This window comes from Herbaspirillum autotrophicum, assembly GCF_001189915.1.
GTDB lineage: Bacteria > Pseudomonadota > Gammaproteobacteria > Burkholderiales > Burkholderiaceae_D > Herbaspirillum > Herbaspirillum autotrophicum.
The window spans coordinates 1-21,817 of the sequence record NZ_LFLS01000056.1; the positions used below are offsets into that span (position 1 = coordinate 1).

The window sequence follows — 21,817 nt, forward strand, 5'->3', positions numbered from 1 at the left end:
GTATTCCTTCTTGTAGCGCCATGCGGCATAGAACGCGAACAAGCCGACCAGCAGCAAACCGGGACCGACACCGGCCAGGAACAGGCGCCCCAGCGATTGTTCAGCCGCGACCGCAAACAGGATCATGGTGATCGACGGCGGCAGCAAAATCCCCAGCGTACCGCCGGCAGCGATGATGCCGGCCGCGAAACCGGGTGAATAACCGCGCGCCCGCATTTCCGGAATGCCGGCGCTGCCGATGGCGGAACAGGTCGCCGGGCTGGAACCTGCCATGGCGGCGAACAAGGCACAGGCAAAGACATTCGCGATGCCGAGGCCGCCCGGAATTTTCTGCATCCAGGCATGGATCGCTGAATACAGATCTGCACCGGCGCGCGACTTGCCGATGGCGGCACCCTTGAGGATGAACAGCAGAATCGACAGCAAAGTGATGCTGGCCATTTCTTCATACACGTTTTGTGTCACGGTATCGAGTGACGAAGCCGGCATGAAAAAGAACATGAAAATGACCGCAATCGACCCCAGTGCGAATGCAATCGGCATGCCGGAAAACATCAGTATCAGCGTGCCGCAGCCGTACAGTGCGCCGATCATGCCGGTACCCATATCGAAACTCATGCTGATGCTCCTTTGGCCGGCGCCCCGGTGGCCAGATGGCGCAGCGTTTGCACCAGCAATTGCAACACCAGCAGGCTCATGCCGAGCGCCATGACACCGTAGGGAATCCACAGCGGCGGCGCCCAGGTCGAGGCAGTGGTCTGGCCATCGACCCAGGCTTCATGAAACAGCGTCCATGATTTCCACGCGAAGAACAGGCAAAACAGGCACGACATGACATCGCAAAATAATTGCCGCAGGCGATTGGCCCACGGCGGCAACAAGCCGGCCAGCGACTCGATGCCGACATGGCCGCGTTGCTGTTGCACGAAGGCGCCGCACAGGAAGGTGGCGCCTACCAGCAGGAACACGGCGGCTTCATCTTGCCAGTCGGTCGGGGCATGCAGGTAATAGCGCAAGAACACGCTGGCGCTGAGGATGACGGCTGCGGCCAGCAGGGCCAGCATCGACAGCTTGAGAATGAGCTGATTCAGGCGGCCCAGCGCGTGTTCGGCCAGATCCAGCACGCCGCCGCTCTGGCGCGCCGCGGGCGGCGTGCCGGACAGGGTATCGAGATGCAGGTTCATGCGCTCACCTTTTCAGCCAGTTGCAGGAAGCGGGCGCAATTCGGCGACTTCGACGCGTAGTCTTTCCACGCGCTGTCACGCGCGATGGTGCGCCATTTCTGTACCGTGGCGACATCCAGATCATAAATCCTGGCGCCGGCTTTCTGGTACACGGCGGCGACGTTGCGGTCATCGGTCTTGACCGCGTCGAGTCCGATTTTTTCGATCTCATTACCGATTTGCAAAATCAGATCTTGCTGCGCCTTCGGCAATTTTTCGAATACCGTGCGCGACATCAGCAACGGCACTGCCATGAACCAGAACGATTCGCTGCGGCCGGTGGTGAGATGCTTGGCCACTTCTTCGAGACGGAATGACAGCAGGCTGGTGGATGACGTGATGACGGCATCGACGGCGCCGGTTTGCATGGCGGCATACAGTTCGTTGGACGGCAGGGTGACCACGGCCGAGCCGGCGGCTTTGAGCATCATGTCCACTTCCCGGCTGCCGCCGCGAATCTTCATGCCCTTGACGTCAGACGGCGCAATCACGGCGCCGTTGCGGCCGGCGATGCTGCCGCTTTCCCAGACCCAGGCGATCGGGATCGCGCCTTTGTCGATCAGTAAATCGTTGAGTGCCTTGCCGATCTCGGCGTTCTTCCAGGCCAGCCCTTGCGCATAAGTCGTGACCAGACCCGGCATCAGCGCGATGTTGAGTTCCGGCACTTCGCCGCCGGCGTAGGAAATCGGGAAGAAGCTCATGTCCAGCGCACCGCGCCGCAGCGAGCTGAACTGGGCATTGGTTTTCATCAGCGACGAGCCGGGATAGACATTGAATTTCAATGCGCCGCCGGAACGCTTCTCGGCTTCGGCCGCAAAGATGCGGCACAAGCGGTCGCGGAAGTCGCCTTCATTGCCGGTGGAACCGGGAAACTGATGCGAAATCTTGAACGGCGTGGCGCCTTGTGCCAGGGCATTGGCAGAAAAGCCGGCCATGCCTGCGACGCCGGCCAGCGGCAGCGCCGCCATCGACGTGCACAGCAGACGGCGGGTAGGGTTGATGGTGTGTGTCATAGTCTCCTCCATTGCGATGGATGTGGGTTGCTGTCGTTGGAAAAATACCTGAAACAAAAGATCCGGAAACTGCGCCGGCGTAGTCAGCCAGCCTCAGGCTTGCCTGGCCGGCGCGGTGTTGCCGTAGATGTCGCGCAAGACGTTTTTCAATACCTTGCCCATGGCGTTGCGCGGCAGCTCGGTCACGAAGTGCACTTGCTTGGGTACCTTGTAGCTGGCCATCTGGGCCTTCAGCGACAAGATGATGTCGGGTGCGCTGAGCGTGCTGTCGCTGCATACCACCACGGCATTGACGGCCTCGCCGAAGTCACGGTCGGGAACCCCGATGACGGCTGACTCGATCACTCCGGGCAGGGCATCGATGGCCATTTCCACTTCTTTGGGATAGACGTTGTAGCCGCCGGAAATCACCAGGTCCTTGGCGCGGCCGACGATGGTCAGGTAAGCGTCGGCGCTGAGGGTGCCGAGGTCGCCGGTGCGGAACCAGCCATCGGCGGTAAATTCCTGTGCGGTTTTTTCAGGATTGCGCCAATAGCCTTTCATGACGCCGCTGCCGCGAATCTGGATGCCGCCCACGGTATCGGCCCCGAGCGGACGATCATCGGTATCGGCAATCCGCACTTCCACGCCATCGATGGCCGGTCCGACCGCACCGATACGGCGCTCACCGCTGCACGGATTGGAGCTGATGATGGCGGATTCGGTCATGCCATAGCGCTCCAGCACTACATGGCCGCTGCGTTGACTGAACTCATGATTGGTCTCCGCCAGCAGGGGCGCCGAACCGGAAATGAACAAGCGCATGCCGGCAGCCGCGGCGGTGTTGAAGCCAGCTTGCGCCAGCAGTCGCGAATAAAAGGTCGGCACGCCGACCATGACGGTGGCGCACGGCAGCAGTGTCACGACTTGCGCGGCATCGAATTTTTTCAAGAACAAAATGCGACTGGCGGACAGCAAGGCGCAGTGACTGGAAATGAACAGGCCATGCGCATGAAACAGCGGCAGCGCATGCAGCAGCACATCGTTCTTGCCGAACTCCCATAGTGTGGTCAGGGCGCGTCCATTGCTGAGCAGATTGGCGTGCGTCAGCATGGCGCCCTTGGGGCGGCCGGTGGTGCCGGAGGTATAGATGATCAGTGCGACGTCGTCGGCGTTGGCATGCGCGGTATCGAAACCGGCGCCGGCGGTCGTGTTTGCTGCGACGTAATCGATAAAGCTGCCGCTGCCATCGTCGGCCAGGCTGAAGGTATGGGCAACACCATTGGCGCTGGCCAGTATGCTCAGCGCGGCCAGGTTGGCCGGGGTGCAGATGAAGATGCGCGGTGCGGCATCCTGCATGAAATACTGCACTTCATTCGGATGGTAGGCAGTATTGAGCGGCAGGTAGATGGCGCTCATGCGCAAGGTTGCCAGGTACAGGCAGAAATTTTCTACTGACTTGTCGACCTGTACCGCGACCCGGTCACCGGGGTTGACGCCGAGGTTTTGCAAGGCATTCGCATAGCGCGCGGTGAGCGCCAGCATGCCGGCATAACTCAGGGTTTGTGCCTCCGGCGTTTCGATAAAGACGGCCTCGCCGGCGTCCCGGGCGATATGTTCAAAGGTAGCGAAAATATTGGCGTTCATGGCAGTGACGGGTAGCGTAGAAATGGTGTCGGCGAGGCCGAGTTCGGGATAGCGCTCGAGCGTGATGTCGGCGGCGGCGTCAATGCCGGCCGGCCGTGCCAGAATGTCGTCGAGCGCCGATTGCGGCAGGGTGCGCACACTGCTGCCGGGGGTCATGACGACGCTGGACGCAGCGCCGGCGGCGGCGATGTAGATGCCACCGGAAATCGGGCCATTGATGTGCAGGTGAACCGGATGGCCGCGCCGCACGCGACGTCGGATCGAGGCCGCCAGATGCGCCAGATACTGGCTGAGCAGCAAGCGCTCGTCGGCGAGCGCGGTACTGTGGCCGTTGTAATCGAGTTGCAGTTGCAATGCGCCGGGGCCGGCGGCATCAATCATTTCCGCCAGTCGCAGGGCATCGGCGCAACCTGCCGGTATCTGACCGTGGCAGCGCAGGGTGGCGCCGGTCAAGATCATGTCGGCATTCGGGACCAGCGTTGTGGTTTGCAGGCGTTGCGCCAGTTGCCGGCGTTCGGCATCCAGGTCCGGCGCGGCGCTGTCGCCGAGCCGGCTGACCCAGCGCTGCAGCGCGGCGGTATAGGTGCCGGGCGTGTCGTCGAGCAATTGTTCGGAATTGGCAGTGATGCCGCAGTGGCTGCGGGCATTGCCATCGATGGCGGCGATCACGGTGGCGTAGGCGTCGCCACCTTGTTGCAGTACACGCGGGCCGGTCATGGCGAGCAGCGTGGCCGGCGCATAACAGCGTTGGCTGGCAGCTTGCGCCAGCATGCTGGCGCCGCCGAACACATTGCGTCCGAGCAGCGCCAGTACCGGCAATCCATCCAGCCGGGCATCCAGCAATTCGCGCATCAACCGCCGCAATGCGCCTTGAATCGGCAAGCCTTCATACAAGCGCGCACCGGCCGAATCGATCAGTAACACCAGTGCCGCACCGGTTTCTTGCGCCAGTTGAACGGCGCGACGCAGATCGCTGCATTCGGCCACGCCCACGGCACCTTTATCCACTTGCGGATCGGTAGCGACGGCCAGTACCTGGCGGCCGGCGACATTGCCGCGCATCATTTTCAGGTGCGAAGCCGATATCAGCGGCGTGCGGCAATCGGGATCGAACAGGGCGGCCAGACGCGATTCCGCCGTGGCGCCGGTAAAGCTTGCTTGAGACAAGGTCTCCTCCTTGGTTTTACGTATCTTTATTCTGGTATGCCAGAATTTTTATTGTGTTGACGACAGCGTTGTCGCAGGCATTTTTCCAGTTGCCGGACAAACGCGGTAAAAGCCTGCTGTTGCCGCTGTTTTCCAGATATTCAAAAGTGCCGGCCAGATTATCTGCATCGAAGCCGGGAACGCTTGCGATGAAATATATACCAATTATTATTTTTGGTATACCAGAATTATATTTTGGTTTTGTTTGTGGTTTTTAAAATATGCCAGATGGCAGCTCTGGACGAACCGGAGGGGAAGTACGGTATGATGCGCGGGTCATTTATGGAAAGATGCCATGTCCCAAGAAGAAAGCGTCTCGCAAGCCGACCGCATCAGCCGCGCCATTGAAGCCGATATTCTCAACGCCACCTATCCGCCCGGCGAGCGCCTTGATGAGCGCCAGCTGGCGGCGATTTACGGGGTATCCCGCACACCGATCCGCGAAGCGCTCGGGCGTCTGGTGGCTGATGGTCTGGCAGAACACCGGGCGCGCCAGGGCGTATTCGTCGCGCAGATTTCATTGGCGAGCGTGTTTGAATTGTTTGAAATGCTGGCGGTGCTGGAGTCGGCTTCGGCGCGGCTGGCTGCGCGCCGCATGAAACCGCATGAAGTGGTGCACTTGCTGCAGGCGGCGGCCGATACCGTAGCGGCCGCCAAAGATGATGACTCCAGCGTCTATTCGGCGGCCAACAAACGTTTCCACGAAATCATTTATGCCGGCAGTTGCAACCGTTTGCTGGAAGATTCAGCCAAGCAATTGCGGCGGCGTGCTGCGCCTTACCGCGAGCATATTCACCGGGTGGCCGGGCGGCGCGATTCTACTGCGCATGAACACGTGGCGATTGCGGAAGCGATCAAGGCCGGCAAGGGCGAAGTCGCTGCCGACCTGATGTTTTTGCATCTGGATATTCACCGTCCGGAATTCGCCGATTACGTGTTCATCCTGTCGCGTGCGGTGGAAAAGGGAATCGGCGTTTCCTGAGCGGCTTCAGCGCGCCGCGAGTGCTGATGGCGTGGGGATGTGCACATTGCGGCCGGCAAACAAACCGCACAGGGCCATCAGTGCGGCAGCGCCAGCGCACAGCAGCAGCGGCGCGGTCCAGTTTTGCACGCGGTCGTGGATCGCGCCGATCAGGGTCGGGCCCACTGCCGCCAGCAGATAGCCCACGGTCTGCGCCATGCCCGACAGCGACGCCGCTTGCTGCACGCTGTTGACGCGCAGACTGACGAACGACAAGCCGAGAACGATGGTGGCACCGGAGCCGAGACCGTACAACACGCACCAGAATGCCGCCCATTGCGGTACCCACAGCAAACCGAGAATCCCGACCAGCGCCATGCAGGAGGCGCCGAAAGCGGCTGCACGCTGATCTTTCATGCGGCGCAACGGCATCAGCGCCAGACCGGCGACGGCAGCAGCCATTTGCAGCAAGCCGTGCAGCGACCCGGATTGCGCCGGGGTGTAACCGGCGTCGTTCAGAATCGCCGGCAGCCAGCTGACCACCACGTAGTAAACAAACGAATTCAATCCCAGAAACAGCGTGACCTGCCAGGCCAGCAGCGAATGCCAGATGCGTCCGCCATGTGCCTCGGTGGCGGTGCTGGCGGCAGGGGCGGTGTGCTTGCGCAATTGCGGCACCCAGCACACCAGCGCGACCACTACCAGCAATCCGCAAGAAGCCAGCGCCAACGGCCAGCCGGTGCTGGTGGCGAGCGGAATGGCAATCACCGAACTGAGCGCTGCCGCCACCCCCATGGTCAAGGCATACACTGCCGTCATGGTCGCGATGCGGGTCGGGAAGTCGCGTTTCAGCAGGCTCGGCAACAGTACGTTACCGATGGCGATGCCGCCGCCGATGATGCCGGTGCCAATGTACAGCGCCGCCACCGAACCGGTCGAGCGCAGCACGATGCCGGCCAGAATCACCAGCAATGCCGCGAACAGTGAGCGTTCCAGACCGAAGCGGCGTGCCAGCACGGCAGCAAACGGCGACACTGCTGCAAATGCCAGCAGCGGCAAGGTAATCAGCATGCCGGCATTGCCGGAACTGAGACCGAAGTCGTGACGGATGGTATCGAGCAGCGGCGCGACGCCGGTGACCGCCGCCCGCAGATTGCTGGCGATCAGCAGAATACCGATGATCAGCAGCAGCGGCGTGGCCGGAATGGCAGATTTGTGATGGGATGGCATGAAAAATCTCGAATTATTTTGATGATTTCACTTTACGCCTTGGTGGTGAAGAAGAATTTGGATATTCTGACAAAATATATCTGAAAACAGTCAAATCCTATGTCTTCCCTGCTTGAGTCGCTGACCAGTTTCGATCCCGACCTGCTGTTGCAACCGGCGGTAGCCTTGCGCCTGCAAGTGAGTGACAACGACAGCGAGTCGACCGTACACAAGCATCGCAAAGGGCAGTTGATTCTGGCGTTGCACGGTTCGGTGACCTGCAAGGTGCCGGATGGCTTGTGGCTGGTACCGCCGCACTGTGCGGTATGGATTCCGGGTGGCCTGATGCACCGCAATCAGGTATCGGCCAACGGTCGCCTCTGCTTCCTGTTTGTCGAACCGGATGTCGCGGCACTGCCGGATCAATGCTGCACGCTCAGGATGACGCCGTTGCTGCTGGAATTGATTCAGCGCCTGGCCACGCTGCCGCAGGATTACGCGACGACCGGGCCAACTGCAAGGCTGGTGGCGGTACTGCTTGATGAGCTGGAACAGATGCCGACTGCGCAACTGTATTTGCCGATTTCACGCGACAAGCGTTTGCGGCGCATCGCTGCGGCACTCATGGCCGATCCGTCCAATCGCTACACGATTGCCGAATGGGCGACGCAAGTGGCAATGAGTGAGCGCACGCTGGCGCGCTTGCTGATACGGGAAACCGGCATGACTTTTGGTCGCTGGCGGCAGCAATTGCATCTGCTGGTGGCGCTGCAGCGACTCGCCGGCGGCATGTCGGTGCAACTGGTGTCGGGCGATCTGGGCTATGAATCGGTGAGCGCGTTCATCACGATGTTCAAGAAAGCCACCGGCAAATCGCCGGCGCGCTATTTTGCCGATCAAAGCAGCAGGGGTTGAGAAGTACCGGTCAGATTACTGAACCTGCTCGACCTGAAACAGCAAGCCCTGCGGAATGATTTCCGCCGACAGCAGGCGGCCCGATACCACTTCCGTCAGCCGCTGGCCGGGATTGTTCACGGCATTGTTGGTCAGTCGCTTGATCAGCGCCGGCAGGGTAGCGGCAGCATCCGGCGCAAATACTTGCGCGATGGTTTCGGCGCAGATGAAAAACTCACCGCTGGCCGCTTGGGAACGCTCGGCCAGCAGCGCACCGATGGTTTTCAGTTCACCGTTTTTCGCCAGCGTGCCGAGCAATGTGGTCGACGACGGACCGACATGCGTTTCCAGCATCAGTTGTTTGTCGCCGGCGTGCAGATTGTTGGGGTCAATGGCATACAGCGGCGCCATGCGGGCCGCGTCTGGTTCCGGCCGGCGCGCCAGCACATCGCTCAGCGTCGTGTTGAATTTGCCGGCAAAGACTTGCGGCGTAACGCCGAGAGCCTGTTCGGCTGCCGCTTGTGCTGCCAGCCGGGTATCGATGGAACGTTCGCAGCCGTTCAGTGATGCCAGCCCCAACAACAGTACCGCGATGCTTTTCCAAGCCATATTGCTATTCCTTCCTCATGCTTTTGATGAATGGTCGCCACGCGCAGTGCCGGCCACCGGGTTGTCATTATTGTCGCTTGTCATTGTCTACGGCTGTTTGCGCCAGATCAAGCGACACCGGATTTTATGCTGCCAGCGGAACACCCCTGTGAGCAGCAGGGAGACTTGGCATATATCAACAAATAACAATAATTCTCATTTATAATTTGCTCCCTTGTCATGATTGCAGGAGGCTTCGATGGCTGATTTTCTCTCCCTTCGTGCGTTCCCGGCAGTGCCGGGCTCTGTTCTCAGATGGTCGGTCTCACTCCCGGGGAGCACCCCATGAACCACGCTTCAGACGATGTTGAACGGCTGCAACACGAACATCTGCTGTTATGCAGGCAGTACGGCGCATTGCAGAAACGTTGCACCGAACAACTTGATCGCCAGCGCGCCGAGATCCGGCAACTGCAGGCGGAATTGATGAAAGTGCGCGCCACCGTCGTGGTGCGCGATACGACGCTGGCATTTGCCAGAGAAGATCAGGCGCGGCTGCAGGCCAGCCTGCCGGGTTTGCCCAAGCGACAGGCGCTGGTACGCCGGGTCGACAGCATGTCCAACCGGATTCAGGAATTGATGCGCGAATGCCTGTACTGGCGCTGGCAGGCAAGGCCGCAGGAAATTCCGTCGCAAGCATTCGCGCGCATGCCGGCCACCGACGAAATGCCGTCGTGCGTGGCTGCGCAGAGCAAGAGCACCTGTGCCGCCGAACGCGATGCCACGGCCGTCACCGAATCAATGAGCACGGCCGGCGTTGATGACCTGGCCGATCTGGAAGCCAGCCTGGTCGCCGCCGATCTCGTGATTTGCCAGACCGGTTGCCTGAGTCATGGTGATTACTGGCGCGTCCAGGACCATTGCAAACGTACCGGCAAGGCATGTGTGGTGGCAGCGCAGCCTGACAGCGTGCGCATCGTCCGCATTCACAGCACGCCGGCCTCTTCGGCCGCGCCGGGCCGTCCGTCGGATGAATCGCCGATGGATGCGTTCAGGGATTCAACGCCCGTATGACGGCATCATGAATCGCACCGCCGGTGGCGACAATCGCGCTGGCGCCGATCGGGCTGTTGCCCTGCCAGTCGGTGATGCGGCCGCCGGCCCCTTCGATGATGGGGATGAACGACATGATGTCCCAGATCTTCAGGATCGGATCGAGCATGATGTCGGCGCCGCCGGTGGCCAGCTGGAAATAGCCGTGACAATCGCCCCAGCCGCGATACAGACGGGCCTGCCGCGATAATTTCTCGAATGCCGGACCGTCGTGATACTTGAAAATATCCCAGTGATCGGTCGCCAGCAGCATCGCCTGTTCAATGCTGGCGCAACTGCGCATGCGTACCGGCTTGCCGTTGAGTGTGGTGCCAGCCGATGAGCCGAGCAGTAAATGATTCATCAGCGGGCTGTGCAAGGCACCGAGTATCGGACGGCCCTGATGCATCAGCGAAATCAGCGTGCCGAAAATATAGCAATTGGTGACGAAGGCCTTGGTGCCATCGATGGGGTCGATGACCCAGCAATAGTCTGCATCTTGCTGATGCGGACCGAACTCTTCGCCGATGATGCCATGGTCCGGGTAACTGGCGGCAATCGCAGCGCGCAGCGCCTGCTCGGTGTCACGATCAGCGGCGGTGACCGGCGACTGATCGGACTTGGTATCGACGGCGACGCCGCTCAGATAATGGCGGCCGATGATGGCGCCGCTGATCTTGACCAGCTTGTCGATGAATGCCGAAAACTCGCTCAGTTGTGCGGGAGTGATCGGTTTGGTGAAACCTTCGGTACGGGGCTGAGCGGATGACATGGGGACGCGATCCTGAAGATGAGGGGGTCAGGCAGTGGTGGCAGCGGCAGTCTGATTTTCGACGGCGCGATGCATGCGGGCGCGACTCAGTTCGGAATGCCGGCGCAGCATGTTGCCGGCAGCATCAGTGTCGCGCGCGGCGATGGCTTCATAAATGGCGCGGTGTTCATCGCTTGAGACAAGCATGCCGCCGCCGGCCGCCAGACCGCGCCGGCGAAACAGCAGCAATTCCTTGGTCAGCTTGCGATACACCGCGATCAGTTTGCGGTTGCCGGTGAAGCTGACCAGCGTATCGTGGAATTGCAGATTGAGCAGATGATAGCGCGTGACATCCTGGCTGACGCCGACCTGTTCGATCTGTTCCACCTGCTGTTGCAGTTCGGCCAGTTGCGCCGGCGTGATGTTGGCTGCCAGCTTGCGGCCGATCAACTCTTCCAGGGCATCGCGCACATCGTAGATTTCATCGGCTTCGGTGACCGAAATCTCACGCACGAAGGCGCCACGGTTTTTTTCCTGCCGCACCAGTCCCGATTCTTCCAGTCCCCGGAACGCTTCCCGGATAGGGCCGCGGCTGATGCCGAAATGCTGGGCCAGATCGGCCTCGTTGAGCCGGCCGCCGACCACGATGTCGCCTTGCAAGATCATTTTTTCCATTTCTTCCTGTACCAGCATGGGCAGGGAGCTGGATTGCAAAAGCTGGATCGGACTGAGTTTTTCCATGATGTGGTGGGCGGCTTGCGGATGATTGGATAGCTGCCATTTTAACGGCAGGAACGCCTGATCGCGCTGCGGGCTGCATAAAAGCACGCGGCAAGTGCACGGATTGACTGTCTGACAGGCAATTCACATAGAATTGTCGTTGTCACACGCACGCAAGCGGGTAGGACAAGCACTGAAAATCGGGAAGCGCCGAACCTGTCCGGCGACAGGCAGTCCAACTGCTGTTTCTTGATGGAAGGAGATATCATGGCAGAAAATGTATTGCAAAGTGGAACCCACATCGCCCGTTACGATGCAGTCGAGAAAAGTGACGGCGTCTTTGAAGCACAAGTATTCGTCCGCCTGACGCGGGAACCCGAAATCGCCGAGACCTTCATTCCGGCCGGTCTGTTCGGCTCGCAGGCCGAGGCGCTGGAAGGGGCCCGCGAACGGGCGGCACGGTCATTGAAGGAGCAGGAGTTTTGAACGCTGGCGGATTATTCTGGAAACGAACCTGTACCGCGTTGCTGCTGATGGCCGGCTTGACCGCCTGCGCCAGCGGCCATTCCCAATCGGCGGTGCCATTCGAACTGCATGCCGCCAGTCTGAGCGCGCAAGCCGGCTGGCGTCAGGCTGCAGTGCGGGACGGCGGCCCGGACGTCTATCTGGCGCCGCAGGTATTGCTGTCCAACAGCGATATTGCCAAAGCTGAAGCCAGAAAAGATCTCAACGGGCTGGTGACCGTCACGCTGGATCTCACGCCAACCGGCACCATCCGCTTTGCGCAGGCGGCCCGGGTATTGCAAAATCAGCGCATGGCAGTGGTGGTCGACGGTGTCGTGATCACCGCGCCGCTGGTCACCGGCCTGTTGGGCGGCAACCGTTTTGCCGTTACCGGACTGGCGTCGCTGGAAGAGGCGCAACAAGTGGCGCGTGGCATTACCGGCAAACCGTGAACCGATGCGGCGCATGCGGTAGCCGTCAGCAACGGCGGCAGGAAGCATGTTAAGGTTTGAGAAAATCAACTTCTGGCCCAGACCTTAATTCATGTCCATTGTCCGCAGTATTGTTCAGGTCCATCCGCGCTTGCTGGTGGCGATCATTGTCGGTGTCATCGTGGCGCTGGTGCTGGCCGACCGCGCGCCCGTCACCCGTTTGCTGATTGGCTGGAATGCCGGCGTCTGGGTCTATCTGCTGTCCATCTGGTTTTTGATGATCCGGGCCAAAGCCGGGGATGTCAGGCAGCTGGCCGAAAAGGAAGATGAAAGTGCGCAAGCGGTATTGATGCTGGTGTGCGTCGCCGCCGTCGCCAGTCTGGTGGCGATCATCATGGAGCTGGCCGGTGCCGGCAGTCATGATACGCAATACAAACTATGGCGCTATGCCTTTACCGGTTCCACGGTGCTCGGTTCCTGGTTTCTGATCGGCACCATTTTTACGCTGCACTATGCCCGTCTGTTTTACAACACCGATGACGAGGCCTTGCCGTTGCGTTTCGCTGAACTGGAAAAGAATCCCGACTATTGGGACTTTCTTTATTTTTCATTCACCATCAGCGTCGCTGTGCAAACTTCCGATGTCGAAGTGGCTACCCGTTCCATGCGCAAGGCAGTGCTCGCGCATTCGGTGATCGGCTTCATTTTCAATGCGGCGATTCTGGGGTTGTCGATCAATATTGCCGCCGGTCTGGCGGGGTGAAAACAATCGGATTGGCCGCCTCGCGGTGACATGAAAAACGGGAGCCGAGGCTCCCGTTTTTCATTGGCTGCTGCCGTCCGGATTACTGCCAGCCATACCGTTTGCTGTACCACGACTTCATGACCTGGATCAGCGCTGCGTAACCCATCAGGATCACGATCAGCCACGGGAAGTAGGTCAGTGGCAAGGCCTGCAGCTTGAAGTAATGCGCCGCAGACGACATTGGCAAGATGATCCCGATACACATGATGATGAAGGTCATGCCCATCAGCGGCCACGAGGCACGGCTCTGGAAGAACGGAATGCGACGGGTGCGGATCATGTGCACGATCAGCGTTTGCGACAACAGGCCTTCAATAAACCAGCCCGACTGGAACAGGGTTTGATGGTCGACCGAATTGGCGCCGAAGATGTACCACATCAGCGCAAATGTCGTGATGTCGAAAATCGAGCTGATGGGACCGAAGAACACCATGAAACGACCGATTTCCGCCGGATTCCAGCGCTGCGGTTTTTCCAGAAATTCCTTGTCGACGTTATCGAACGGAATCGAGATTTGCGACACGTCATACAACAGGTTCTGCACCAGCAGATGCAACGGCAACATCGGCAGGAACGGCAGGAAGGCGCTCGCGATCAACACCGAAAAGACATTGCCGAAGTTGGAGCTGGCGGTCATCTTGATGTACTTCAGCATGTTGGCAAAGGTCTTGCGGCCTTCCAGCACACCTTCTTCCAGCACCATCAGACTCTTTTCCAGCAAGATCAGATCCGCCGCTTCCTTGGCAATATCGACTGCGGTATCAACCGAGATGCCGATATCGGCGGCGCGCAAGGCCGGTGCATCGTTGATGCCGTCGCCCATGAAGCCGACTACGTGGCCCTTGTCGTGCAAGACGCGAACGATGCGTTCTTTGTGGGTCGGGCTGAGCTTGGCAAACACGGTGGTTTTTTCCACCGCCACGCTGAGCTCGGCATCGGTCATTTTTTCCACATGCGAACCGAGCAGCATGCCTTCAACTTCCAGTCCGACTTCGCGGCAGATCTTGGCTGTCACCAGTTCATTGTCGCCGGTCAGAATCTTGACCGTGACGCCGTGCTGGCGCAACGCTGCCAGTGCCGGTTCGGTCGATTCCTTCGGTGGATCGAGGAACGCGATGTAACCGATCAGCACCAGATCCGATTCATCGGCCAGGCTGTAGGTTTCCTTGGTCGGCGGCAAATCCTTGGCGGCCACTGCCACCACGCGCAGACCTTCGGCATTGAGGCCGGAGGTGGTTTCCTTGATCTCAGCCAGCAACTCCGGTGTCAGCGGCACGATCTGGCCGTTGGTACGCGCATGGGTACAGATCGAGACGATTTCTTCCACCGCGCCTTTGCAGATCAGTTCATGGTGATCTTCGCGTTCGCTGACCACCACTGACATGCGGCGACGCTGGAAGTCGAACGGAATTTCATCGACCTTGCGATAGGCCGAGGCAATCGACATTTCGCGCTGCAGTTCGGCATGTTCCAGCACGGCGACGTCGAGCAGGTTCTTCAGGCCGGTCTGGTAATAGCTGTTCAGATACGCGTATTGCAGGACTTCATCGTCCGGCTCACCAAGAATGCCGGTATGGCGTTCCAGGAAAATCTTGTCTTGCGTCAGGGTACCGGTCTTGTCGGTACACAACACATCCATGGCGCCGAAGTTTTGAATCGCATCGAGCCGCTTGACGATGACTTTCTTGCGCGACAGGGCCACCGCGCCTTTGGCCAGCGTCGAAGTGACGATCATCGGCAGCATTTCCGGTGTCAGACCGACTGCGACCGACAAGCCGAACAGGAACGCTTCGACCCAGTCGCCTTTGGTGAAACCGTTGATGAAGAAGACGATCGGCGTCATCACGAACATGAAGCGGATCAGCAACCAGCTGACCTTGTTGACGCCGGATTGGAAGGCCGTCGGCGTGCGGTCGGTGGCGGTAACGCGCTCGGCCAGTGCGCCAAAATAGGTGCGCTTGCCGGTAGTGACCACCACGGCAGTGGCCGAGCCGCTGACGACGTTGGTACCCATGAAGCACAGATTGTCGAGTTCCAGCGGGCTGCTGGCATCGACGTTGCGGTTGACGACAAACTTTTCCACCGGCAGCGACTCGCCGGTCATCGCCGCCTGGCTGATGAACAAGTCCTTGGCCGACAGCAGACGCAGGTCGGCGGGAATCATGTCGCCGGCCGAGAGTTGCACGATATCGCCGGGCACCAGTTTCTTGATCGGCAGTTCGATGCGCTTGGCGCCCTTGGGATGCAGCGTGACGTCGAAATAGCGCTGCGCTTCGGCGGCAATGTCTTGCACCATGTCATGCCGCACCACGGTGGCGGTGTTGCTGACCATTTCCTTGAGCTTGTCGGCGGCGTTGTTGGAACGCGATTCCTGAATGAAACGCATCATGGTCGACAGCACCACCATGGAACCGATGACGATGGTGGCCTTCATGTCTTCGGTGGCGTAGGAGACGGCAGCCAGCACGGTCAGCAACAGGTTGAATGGATTCTTGTAGCAATGCCACAGATGCACCCACCAGCTCAGCGGCTTTTCGTGTTCGACTTCATTCGGACCGACTTCGAGGCGGATGGCGTCCGCTTCCTGCTCGGTCAGCCCGTCCGGACGGCTGTGCAGTTGTTGCAGCAATTGCTCGATATCAGCTTGCGACGAGGCCAGCAGGCTTTGCGCCAGGGTTTGCGGGACTTCCTTGGTCAGCGGTGCGCTGCGGAACATGTCCATGCCAAGGCGATCAAAATGCCGGCCCATGCCGCGCGCGCGGATGAAGCCGACGAAGCTTTCTTTCAACAGGTTCAGATTCATTGTGATGCTCTTTTCTTCTTTGCTGTGCGGGAGACACCGTGGGTGTGGCCCGGATGGATGCGCGTTTTACCGGAGGGAAATGCAAAGGCTCCCAACTGTAACTATTTCCCCTGACAATCCGATGACAAGGTTTACGGTTTTTCTTTTGACATGATTGACTCCGCTTGGTCCGATGGGCGAAGTCCCTGTCATCGTCATTGTTCGTCTGATGCTGCGCGCGCATCCTGGCATTGCAACAATGGCAAGGCCCCACGCCGGTTAGCGGCCGGTCTGCAAGATGCAGGCGGGCAGCAATCGGCGTCGCGGCGTCACGAAAAGAAACGAAAAGTTGATGCAATGCATCATTTTCGCGTCAGCGCGGCAGCAAAATTTTGTGTTGTAAGGGGAGTAGTACGATAGCGCCGCTGGCGACATACCGTAATGCCATCACCCGCCTGTAGCGAGATGACGGCAGGAAGAGAAGTCCTGCGTGATCTTGCCGAGGCTAGCCGGATATTTTCCGGCAACAACTGTCACTCGAACAAGTGCCCATGAAAGGGACTCCATAAAATAAGAACGGGCCGATTCTACTCTTCGCTTTCTGACCGGGTCAAGGCAATTCCGTGTGCTGTTGACACCGTGGTTGCGCGGCCACGACGGCCGTATGCGGCGCTGCACGATGGCATTCAGCGGTGGCGCGGCAAGTCCGACCTTGTTTTATAGAGGGGGCGTCCTATACTCAAACCACAAGACAGATGAAGGAGACAGGGTATGTCCAATTTGATCGAAAACAATCTGGTCTTTTTTCTGCCCATGGTGCTCGCGGGATTTCTGGTGTTCGGCGAAGTACCGGTGGCATCCAAATTCATACGGACGCTGTTGCGGACGTTCGGTGCCGTAGGCGGGGCACTGTTGGCGCTTTTGGTGCTGGAGGTTCTGCCAGTACTAATTTAACGAGCTTTCTTGCTCGTTCGCCGCGGATCGAAGTTGCGCGGCGGTGGCTGGAGCGCCGGTGGAAGTCCTCATGACTTCGTTTTTCACCGGCCGTTCCGCCTTGGTTCCGGTACGGCGCATCGGCCGCCGGGCCGATAATCTGTTGCCTTCCTCTCAGTTGCTGCCGGCGGTGCTTACCGGGATTTCTTCCACGTTCAGGCAGTCACGTCCCTTGTCCTTGGCGCGGTACATCGCATGATCGGCGCGCTGCAACCACGCAAAATGGACTTCCATCTCCTTGCTGAACGGCACCAGTCCGGCGCTCAGCGTGCATCCCCACAAGGTATTCTTTTGCGAGCGCTGGCGTCGCACTTGTTCAATCAGGCGAGTCGAGACGCTGATCGCTTCGTTCAGACCGGTATTGCGCAGGATCACCACGAATTCTTCGCCGCCGTAGCGACCGATCACGTCTTGCGTGCGCAGATTGGATTGCAGCAGGCGCGCAAAATTCTTCAATACTTCGTCGCCGATCAGATGGCCGTAGGTATCGTTGATGTTTTTGAAGTGATCGAGATCGAGTAACAATAGACATGCCTGTTGGCCGTTGTCATGACAAGCGCGAAACTCGCTGATCAGTTGTGTTTCCCAGTAGCGGCGGTTCAACAGTCCGGTCAAGCCGTCTTGCTGGCTGACGGTTTCGAACTGGCGTGAGCGCTCCGCCAGTTTTTTGGACATGTCATAAGTGGATTTGCCCAGCGCCAGCGGATACAGCACCAGCATCGGCAGGCAGGCGATGATGGTGTGCAGGTCCGACATCGGTGAAAACTGAAAACCGAACAGCAGCCAGCCAACCGCAAATCCCAGAGCGCTGACGATCAGGCCTTTGAGGAACAGACGCATGCCGCCGGCGCCGATGTTGTCCATCGACAGCATGGCCAGAATCACGGCACTGGGAATCAGGTTGCCTTGCATGGCAACCACCCACAGGCCGCCGATACCGACATCGATCAGCAGGTTGCGGCGTTCGGCGCGATAGGGGATCTTGCTGCGCAATGCCCATTGGCAGGCCACGTGCGGCCAGATGTAACCGTGAAAGACCAGCAGCGCCCACCACGGCCAGGCTACCGGATTTTGCAGAAAGGCCGCAGCCACGCAGAAAAAGCCGATGCCCAAGCCGATGACGCGCAAGGTGTAAATGCGTTTGACGAAGCGCACGCCTTTGCCGATGAGTTCGCTGTCGGCGCTGTTCTCTGTTTCGTGGGTGGCGTCTGCCCGTCGTTCCTGGCCGGACGACGCCGATGCGCCCGAATCGGCATCGCGTGGATGTTTCTTGCGGGCGGTTTTCGGAAGAGGCATGAGGATGTGGGGTGGTAACTCAGTCAGTGACGCCGGGTGCCAGCATGATCACCAGCATGCCCGCCAGGCACAAGGACATGCCGGCAATATCCCAACTGCTGGGGCGGATCGCATCGACCAGCCATAACCACAGCATGGCGACGCAGACATAGATGCCGCCGTAAGCCGCATACACGCGGCCGGCAGCCGCCGGATGCAAGGTCAGCAGCCAGGCAAACAAGGCCAGACTGATCGCGGCCGGCAACAACAACCATACCGACGCGCCTTTTTTCAGCCACAGATAGGGCAGATAACAACCGATGATTTCGGCCAATGCCGTGATGACGAACAAGGCGAGTGTTTTTGCGGCATCCATAAAGCGAGACAGTCAGGCGAGCGGTTAAGGCGGGAATGTATTGCAAGCATACCAGTGCCGGCGCGGCGCGGCGAGCGGCAATGATGAGACAAACCGTTCATGGCGCAAGATATAATCCGGGAACGCTTCGCCGGCAGCGGCGTCAGATGCGTTCTCCCTACACTCCGAATACAGATTCCCTCATGTCGATTTTCCGAAATCTTTTCACGGTTGTTGCCGTGTTTGCAGTAGCGGCCTCAGGCAGCGATATGGCAATCACTCAGGTCCAGGCGCAAGAGTTGCCGGCGGTGGTGGCCGATGCCTTGAAGCAGGCCCGGATTCCGGTGCGCAATGCCGGCGTGTTCGTGCAGGAGGCCGGCGGCGGCAATAAAGTGATGTTGTCGTCCAACGCCGGGGAGGCCTTCAATCCGGCCTCGGTCATGAAACTGGTGACGACCGATGCCGCGCTGGAATTGCTCGGCCCGGCCTATAGCTGGAAAACCCAGGCGTATGTCGACGGTACGCTGGACAAGGGTGTGTTGCAGGGCAATCTGAGCATCAAGGGCAGCGGCGATCCCAAGCTGGTGATGGAAAATTTCTGGATGTTCCTGCGCCAGATCCGGGCCAGCGGGGTGCGCGATATCCGCGGCAATCTGCAACTCGACCGCAGCATTTTCGAAGACACGCTGTATGACCCGTCGCAATTCGATGGCGATCCGCAAAAACCTTATAACGCCGGCCCCGATGCCTTGCTGCTCAATTACAAGAGTATCGCCGTGCGCTTTGCCGCCGATCCGGCCAACGGTCAGGTGGCGGTCAGCATGGAACCGCCGCTGGCGGGTTACACCGTGACTGCGCCGCGATTGGCGAACGGCACTTGCAATGACTGGCAAACCGCGCTGCAGGCTGATATCGGCCCCGCCGACGCGCGCTTCAATGGCAGTTTCTCCGCCGCCTGCGGAGAAAAGATCTGGTACATCCATCCGTGGAAAATGAATGGCACCCAGTATTTCGGTGCCGTGTTCCGGCAGATGTGGCGGGAACTGGGCGGTACTTTCGACGGCACTGTCGTCAACGCCAACGCGGCCCCGGACGCCCGTCTGGTAGCGCAATGGCAGTCGCCGGCATTGCCGGAAGTGATCCGCGACATCAACAAGTACAGCAACAACGTCATGGCGCGGCAGTTGTTGTTGACGATTGCCGCCGACGTGACGCAGCAACCGGGCAATGTGGCGCGCGGTGCCAGCGTGATCAAAACCTGGCTGGCCAACAAGGGTTTGCCGGCTGATGATCTGGTGATTGAAAACGGTGCCGGGCTGTCGCGCAATGAACGTATCGCGCCGGCGACGCTGGGCCGGATACTGAATGCGGCGTTCGTGTCGCCGTTGATGCCGGAGTTTCTGGCGTCAATGCCGCTGGTCGGCTACGACGGCACCATGCGCAAGCGCCTCAAACAGAAAACCGTGGCCGGTCAGGCACATATCAAGACTGGCTCGCTCAATGATGTGCGCTCGATTGCCGGCTTTGTGCAGGCGGCTTCCGGCAAATACTACGTGGTGGTGTGTCTGATCAATCACGCCAATGCGCCGCAAGGGCAAAAAGCCCAGGACGCATTGCTGCAATGGGTCTACGAAAATGGCTGAGCGGCCGGGCAGCAGTGGCTGCCAGCGGATTACAGGTCCGCTGCCACCTGATTGCGACCGTTTTCCTTGGCGCGGTACAGGCAGGCATCGGCACGTTCGATCAGGTCGATGGGGGTATCGGTGGCGGAGGGGATCAGCGAGACCGCACCGATACTGATGGTGATCCACTGATGCGTGGTGGAAGCAGCATGCGGGATATGCAGGTTGAGCACCACCTGCAACATCTTTTCGCCCAGTATCAATGCTCCTTCCACCGTGGTGTTGGGGAGAATCAGCGCAAACTCTTCGCCGCCGTAACGCGCGGCCAGGTCGGCCGGGCGTCGGGAAACGCTATCGAGAGCCGCAGCCACTTCCTGCAATACATCGTCGCCGGCGACATGTCCATACTTGTCGTTGTAACGCTTGAAATGATCGACATCCATCAACAGCAGCGACAGCGGCGCTTGCTCGCGTTGCGCCCGGCGCCATTCGGCGGCCAGATAGTCATCGAAGTAACGGCGGTTGGCAATTCCGGTCAGGCCGTCGGTATTGGTCAGCCGCTCCAGTTCCGCATTTTTTTCTTGCAGCAGTTGCTGGCTTTCGCGCAAAGCGGCATAGGCGGCGTTACGTTGCAGCAGATTGATGTAAAAACGCGAGTGATAACGGATGCGGGCGATCAGTTCAATGGTGTCGTAGGATTTCACGACATAGTCATTGGCGCCGCCGACGAAAGCCTGTTTCTTGATGGCCGGTTCATCGGTGCTGGATAACATGATGACGGGGATGTCGGCCAGCGCCGGATGGTGGCGATATTGCGCCAGCAGATCGAGGCCGCTGGCGTCTTGCAGCACCAGATCCTGCAATATCACGGTAGGTTTGCATTCCAGTGCTGCTGCCAGCGCTGCCGCCGGGTCAGCGCAGTAATGGAAGTCGATGTCGGCTTCCTTCTGCAATGCCAGCCTGATCTTTTCCTTGACCAGCATCTGGTCGTCAACCAGCAGCACGGTAATGGTGTAATCGTGTGCCGCCATGTCGAAGATACGATCTGCTCCGCCGGAACCGGATAATGTCATGTTTATCCTCTCGTCAATCTGGATTGCCGGACGGCACACTTGCCCGGTCGCAATTAGTCGATATTAAAGCACAATTGGCCGGTTTGAAATCTCGTTGTGTTGCATTCCGTTGAGCGGGAAGTGTTGCGTCAGCAAATCGTTGAGTTGTTGCAACGCTGCCATGGCGCCGTCGTGATAGTTACCCTCGGCAAAGCCGGCGGTCATGCGGCGGCAGATGGCGTGCCAGTCGTCCCGCGACAAGGTGCGGCCGACACTGCGATCGGCGACAATTTCGACTTTGTGATCGGCCAGATTGATATACAGCAGGACCCCGCAGTTTTCTTCGGTATCCCAGATGTGATAGCGGGCAAACAGATCATGCGCACGGGCGCGCGCCGATTGCGCTGCCCACAGCGATGACCAGGGCAGGGCGGCTTCGACGATCACGCGCACTTCCGCCCGATGATGTTGTTCGCCGGCGGCAATGGCATTTTGTATGGCTTGCAGCGTGGCCGCCGGGAACAGGCGGCGTGCGTTGCCGGAGGTACTACCCAGATGGCGCAGGATACGCGTGAATTTGTTCATTACCAGTCTCCCGAGGCGCCGCCGCCGTCAAAGCCGCCGCCACCGCCCGAAAATCCGCCGCCGCCACCAAAACCGCCGCCGCCACCGCTGCCACCACGTCCGGCCTGGCTGAGCACGCTGCCGATGATGA

At 59.5% G+C, this 21,817-nt stretch carries 22 protein-coding genes; 9 read left to right on the forward strand and 13 right to left on the reverse strand.

Going from position 1 to position 21,817, the window contains the following annotated elements:
* The 4 genes from AKL27_RS25845 to AKL27_RS27340 all read right to left on the reverse strand — a co-directional run.
* Positions 1–606: TRAP transporter large permease subunit (locus AKL27_RS25845; protein ID WP_157057116.1), on the reverse strand; the 606-nt coding region annotated here is incomplete at its 3' end.
* Positions 607–614: 8 nt separating this feature from the next.
* Positions 615–1,184 carry a TRAP transporter small permease gene (locus AKL27_RS25850; protein WP_050465783.1) on the reverse strand — a complete coding sequence of 190 codons (570 nt, stop codon included), beginning with the start codon at positions 1,182–1,184 and terminating at the stop codon, positions 615–617.
* Positions 1,181–2,236, reverse strand: a complete 1,056-nt coding sequence (gene dctP, locus AKL27_RS25855; protein ID WP_050465784.1) for a TRAP transporter substrate-binding protein DctP — start codon at positions 2,234–2,236, stop codon at positions 1,181–1,183. Before dctP ends, AKL27_RS25850 begins: the two co-directional genes overlap by 4 nt.
* Before the next feature lie 93 nt (positions 2,237–2,329).
* Positions 2,330–5,029 carry an AMP-binding protein gene (locus tag AKL27_RS27340; RefSeq protein WP_083439307.1) on the reverse strand — a complete coding sequence of 900 codons (2,700 nt, stop codon included), beginning with the start codon at positions 5,027–5,029 and terminating at the stop codon, positions 2,330–2,332.
* Between the two features lie 53 nt (positions 5,030–5,082).
* On the opposite strand from AKL27_RS27340, the gene AKL27_RS28015 reads away from it, so the two are divergent.
* Both AKL27_RS28015 and AKL27_RS25865 read left to right on the forward strand, forming a co-directional pair.
* Entirely contained in the window at positions 5,083–5,286 is a 204-nt protein-coding gene (locus AKL27_RS28015) for a hypothetical protein (protein WP_198156093.1), read from the forward strand.
* Between the two features lie 77 nt (positions 5,287–5,363).
* Positions 5,364–6,050 (forward strand): GntR family transcriptional regulator, encoded by a 687-nt coding sequence (locus AKL27_RS25865; protein ID WP_050465785.1) that lies wholly within the window; start codon positions 5,364–5,366, stop codon positions 6,048–6,050.
* Between the two features lie 6 nt (positions 6,051–6,056).
* Here AKL27_RS25865 and AKL27_RS25870 read toward each other — a convergent pair whose 3' ends face one another.
* Positions 6,057–7,259 (reverse strand): MFS transporter, encoded by a 1,203-nt coding sequence (locus tag AKL27_RS25870; protein WP_050465786.1) that lies wholly within the window; start codon positions 7,257–7,259, stop codon positions 6,057–6,059.
* 99 nt (positions 7,260–7,358) lie between these two features.
* On the opposite strand from AKL27_RS25870, the gene AKL27_RS25875 reads away from it, so the two are divergent.
* Positions 7,359–8,153, forward strand: a complete 795-nt coding sequence (locus AKL27_RS25875; RefSeq protein ID WP_050465787.1) for an AraC family transcriptional regulator — start codon at positions 7,359–7,361, stop codon at positions 8,151–8,153.
* Positions 8,154–8,168: 15 nt separating this feature from the next.
* Here the strand turns inward: AKL27_RS25875 and AKL27_RS25880 are convergent, their stop codons facing one another.
* Positions 8,169–8,741: a hypothetical protein gene (locus AKL27_RS25880; protein ID WP_050465788.1), complete on the reverse strand. Its 573-nt coding sequence runs from the start codon at positions 8,739–8,741 to the stop codon at positions 8,169–8,171.
* A 324-nt stretch (positions 8,742–9,065) separates the two neighbouring features.
* Here AKL27_RS25880 and AKL27_RS25885 point away from each other — a divergent pair, with 324 nt between their 5' ends.
* Complete coding sequence (locus AKL27_RS25885) at positions 9,066–9,794, forward strand: DUF2325 domain-containing protein (protein WP_050465789.1); 729 nt, start codon at positions 9,066–9,068, stop codon at positions 9,792–9,794.
* Here AKL27_RS25885 and AKL27_RS25890 read toward each other — a convergent pair.
* Together AKL27_RS25890 and AKL27_RS25895 are read right to left on the reverse strand one after the other, a co-directional pair.
* Positions 9,772–10,584, reverse strand: a complete 813-nt coding sequence (locus AKL27_RS25890) for an inositol monophosphatase family protein (RefSeq protein WP_050465790.1) — start codon at positions 10,582–10,584, stop codon at positions 9,772–9,774. The two genes, AKL27_RS25885 and AKL27_RS25890, sit on opposite strands and share 23 nt — an antisense overlap.
* A gap of 27 nt (positions 10,585–10,611) precedes the next feature.
* Positions 10,612–11,304 carry a phosphonate utilization associated transcriptional regulator gene (locus AKL27_RS25895; RefSeq protein WP_050465791.1) on the reverse strand — a complete coding sequence of 231 codons (693 nt, stop codon included), beginning with the start codon at positions 11,302–11,304 and terminating at the stop codon, positions 10,612–10,614.
* Positions 11,305–11,550: 246 nt separating this feature from the next.
* On the opposite strand from AKL27_RS25895, the gene AKL27_RS25900 reads away from it, so the two are divergent.
* From AKL27_RS25900 to AKL27_RS25910, 3 genes are all read left to right on the forward strand, one after another.
* Positions 11,551–11,769: a hypothetical protein gene (locus tag AKL27_RS25900; protein ID WP_050465792.1), complete on the forward strand. Its 219-nt coding sequence runs from the start codon at positions 11,551–11,553 to the stop codon at positions 11,767–11,769.
* Complete coding sequence (locus tag AKL27_RS25905) at positions 11,766–12,239, forward strand: SecDF P1 head subdomain-containing protein (RefSeq protein ID WP_157057114.1); 474 nt, start codon at positions 11,766–11,768, stop codon at positions 12,237–12,239. Before AKL27_RS25900 ends, AKL27_RS25905 begins: the two co-directional genes overlap by 4 nt.
* Positions 12,240–12,330: 91 nt before the next feature.
* Positions 12,331–12,981, forward strand: coding sequence for a DUF1345 domain-containing protein (locus AKL27_RS25910; protein ID WP_050465794.1), 651 nt, complete (start codon positions 12,331–12,333; stop codon positions 12,979–12,981).
* Positions 12,982–13,063: 82 nt separating this feature from the next.
* On the opposite strand, the gene mgtA is transcribed toward AKL27_RS25910, so the two are convergent.
* Positions 13,064–15,826 carry a magnesium-translocating P-type ATPase gene (mgtA, locus tag AKL27_RS25915; RefSeq protein WP_050465795.1) on the reverse strand — a complete coding sequence of 921 codons (2,763 nt, stop codon included), beginning with the start codon at positions 15,824–15,826 and terminating at the stop codon, positions 13,064–13,066.
* A gap of 750 nt (positions 15,827–16,576) precedes the next feature.
* On the opposite strand from mgtA, the gene AKL27_RS25920 reads away from it, so the two are divergent.
* Positions 16,577–16,759, forward strand: a complete 183-nt coding sequence (locus AKL27_RS25920) for a hypothetical protein (protein WP_050465796.1) — start codon at positions 16,577–16,579, stop codon at positions 16,757–16,759.
* A 153-nt stretch (positions 16,760–16,912) separates the two neighbouring features.
* On the opposite strand, the gene AKL27_RS25925 is transcribed toward AKL27_RS25920, so the two are convergent.
* Positions 16,913–18,094, reverse strand: coding sequence for a diguanylate cyclase (locus tag AKL27_RS25925; protein ID WP_157057115.1), 1,182 nt, complete (start codon positions 18,092–18,094; stop codon positions 16,913–16,915).
* A gap of 19 nt (positions 18,095–18,113) precedes the next feature.
* The gene (locus tag AKL27_RS25930) at positions 18,114–18,449 is read right to left on the reverse strand and encodes a YnfA family protein (protein ID WP_050465797.1); all 336 of its coding nucleotides are present in this window, start codon (positions 18,447–18,449) and stop codon (positions 18,114–18,116) included.
* Positions 18,450–18,631: 182 nt separating this feature from the next.
* On the opposite strand from AKL27_RS25930, the gene dacB reads away from it, so the two are divergent.
* Entirely contained in the window at positions 18,632–20,071 is a 1,440-nt protein-coding gene (dacB, locus tag AKL27_RS25935) for a D-alanyl-D-alanine carboxypeptidase/D-alanyl-D-alanine endopeptidase (protein ID WP_050465798.1), read from the forward strand.
* Between the two features lie 29 nt (positions 20,072–20,100).
* On the opposite strand, the gene AKL27_RS25940 is transcribed toward dacB, so the two are convergent.
* Positions 20,101–21,123, reverse strand: coding sequence for a diguanylate cyclase domain-containing protein (locus AKL27_RS25940; RefSeq protein WP_050465799.1), 1,023 nt, complete (start codon positions 21,121–21,123; stop codon positions 20,101–20,103).
* Positions 21,124–21,186: 63 nt separating this feature from the next.
* Positions 21,187–21,687, reverse strand: coding sequence for a TPM domain-containing protein (locus tag AKL27_RS25945; protein ID WP_050465800.1), 501 nt, complete (start codon positions 21,685–21,687; stop codon positions 21,187–21,189).
* Positions 21,688–21,817: the final 130 nt, after the last annotated feature.

Excerpts from the sequence above, each read along its gene's own strand:
- AKL27_RS25945 (WP_050465800.1), bottom strand. The coding sequence starts at position 21,687 with ATGAACAAATTCACGCGTATCCTGCGCCATCTGGGTAGTACCTCCGGC.
- AKL27_RS25850 (WP_050465783.1), bottom strand. The coding sequence starts at position 1,184 with ATGAACCTGCATCTCGATACCCTGTCCGGCACGCCGCCCGCGGCGCGC.
- AKL27_RS25885 (WP_050465789.1), top strand. The coding sequence starts at position 9,066 with ATGAACCACGCTTCAGACGATGTTGAACGGCTGCAACACGAACATCTG.
- dacB (WP_050465798.1), top strand. The coding sequence starts at position 18,632 with ATGTCGATTTTCCGAAATCTTTTCACGGTTGTTGCCGTGTTTGCAGTA.
- AKL27_RS25925 (WP_157057115.1), bottom strand. The coding sequence starts at position 18,094 with ATGCCTCTTCCGAAAACCGCCCGCAAGAAACATCCACGCGATGCCGAT.
- AKL27_RS25930 (WP_050465797.1), bottom strand. The coding sequence starts at position 18,449 with ATGGATGCCGCAAAAACACTCGCCTTGTTCGTCATCACGGCATTGGCC.
- dctP (WP_050465784.1), bottom strand. The coding sequence starts at position 2,236 with ATGACACACACCATCAACCCTACCCGCCGTCTGCTGTGCACGTCGATG.
- AKL27_RS25920 (WP_050465796.1), top strand. The coding sequence starts at position 16,577 with ATGTCCAATTTGATCGAAAACAATCTGGTCTTTTTTCTGCCCATGGTG.
- AKL27_RS25900 (WP_050465792.1), top strand. The coding sequence starts at position 11,551 with ATGGCAGAAAATGTATTGCAAAGTGGAACCCACATCGCCCGTTACGAT.
- AKL27_RS25865 (WP_050465785.1), top strand. The coding sequence starts at position 5,364 with ATGTCCCAAGAAGAAAGCGTCTCGCAAGCCGACCGCATCAGCCGCGCC.
- AKL27_RS25890 (WP_050465790.1), bottom strand. The coding sequence starts at position 10,584 with ATGTCATCCGCTCAGCCCCGTACCGAAGGTTTCACCAAACCGATCACT.
- mgtA (WP_050465795.1), bottom strand. The coding sequence starts at position 15,826 with ATGAATCTGAACCTGTTGAAAGAAAGCTTCGTCGGCTTCATCCGCGCG.
- AKL27_RS25875 (WP_050465787.1), top strand. The coding sequence starts at position 7,359 with ATGTCTTCCCTGCTTGAGTCGCTGACCAGTTTCGATCCCGACCTGCTG.
- AKL27_RS25910 (WP_050465794.1), top strand. The coding sequence starts at position 12,331 with ATGTCCATTGTCCGCAGTATTGTTCAGGTCCATCCGCGCTTGCTGGTG.
- AKL27_RS25895 (WP_050465791.1), bottom strand. The coding sequence starts at position 11,304 with ATGGAAAAACTCAGTCCGATCCAGCTTTTGCAATCCAGCTCCCTGCCC.
- AKL27_RS25870 (WP_050465786.1), bottom strand. The coding sequence starts at position 7,259 with ATGCCATCCCATCACAAATCTGCCATTCCGGCCACGCCGCTGCTGCTG.
- AKL27_RS25940 (WP_050465799.1), bottom strand. The coding sequence starts at position 21,123 with ATGACATTATCCGGTTCCGGCGGAGCAGATCGTATCTTCGACATGGCG.
- AKL27_RS25880 (WP_050465788.1), bottom strand. The coding sequence starts at position 8,741 with ATGGCTTGGAAAAGCATCGCGGTACTGTTGTTGGGGCTGGCATCACTG.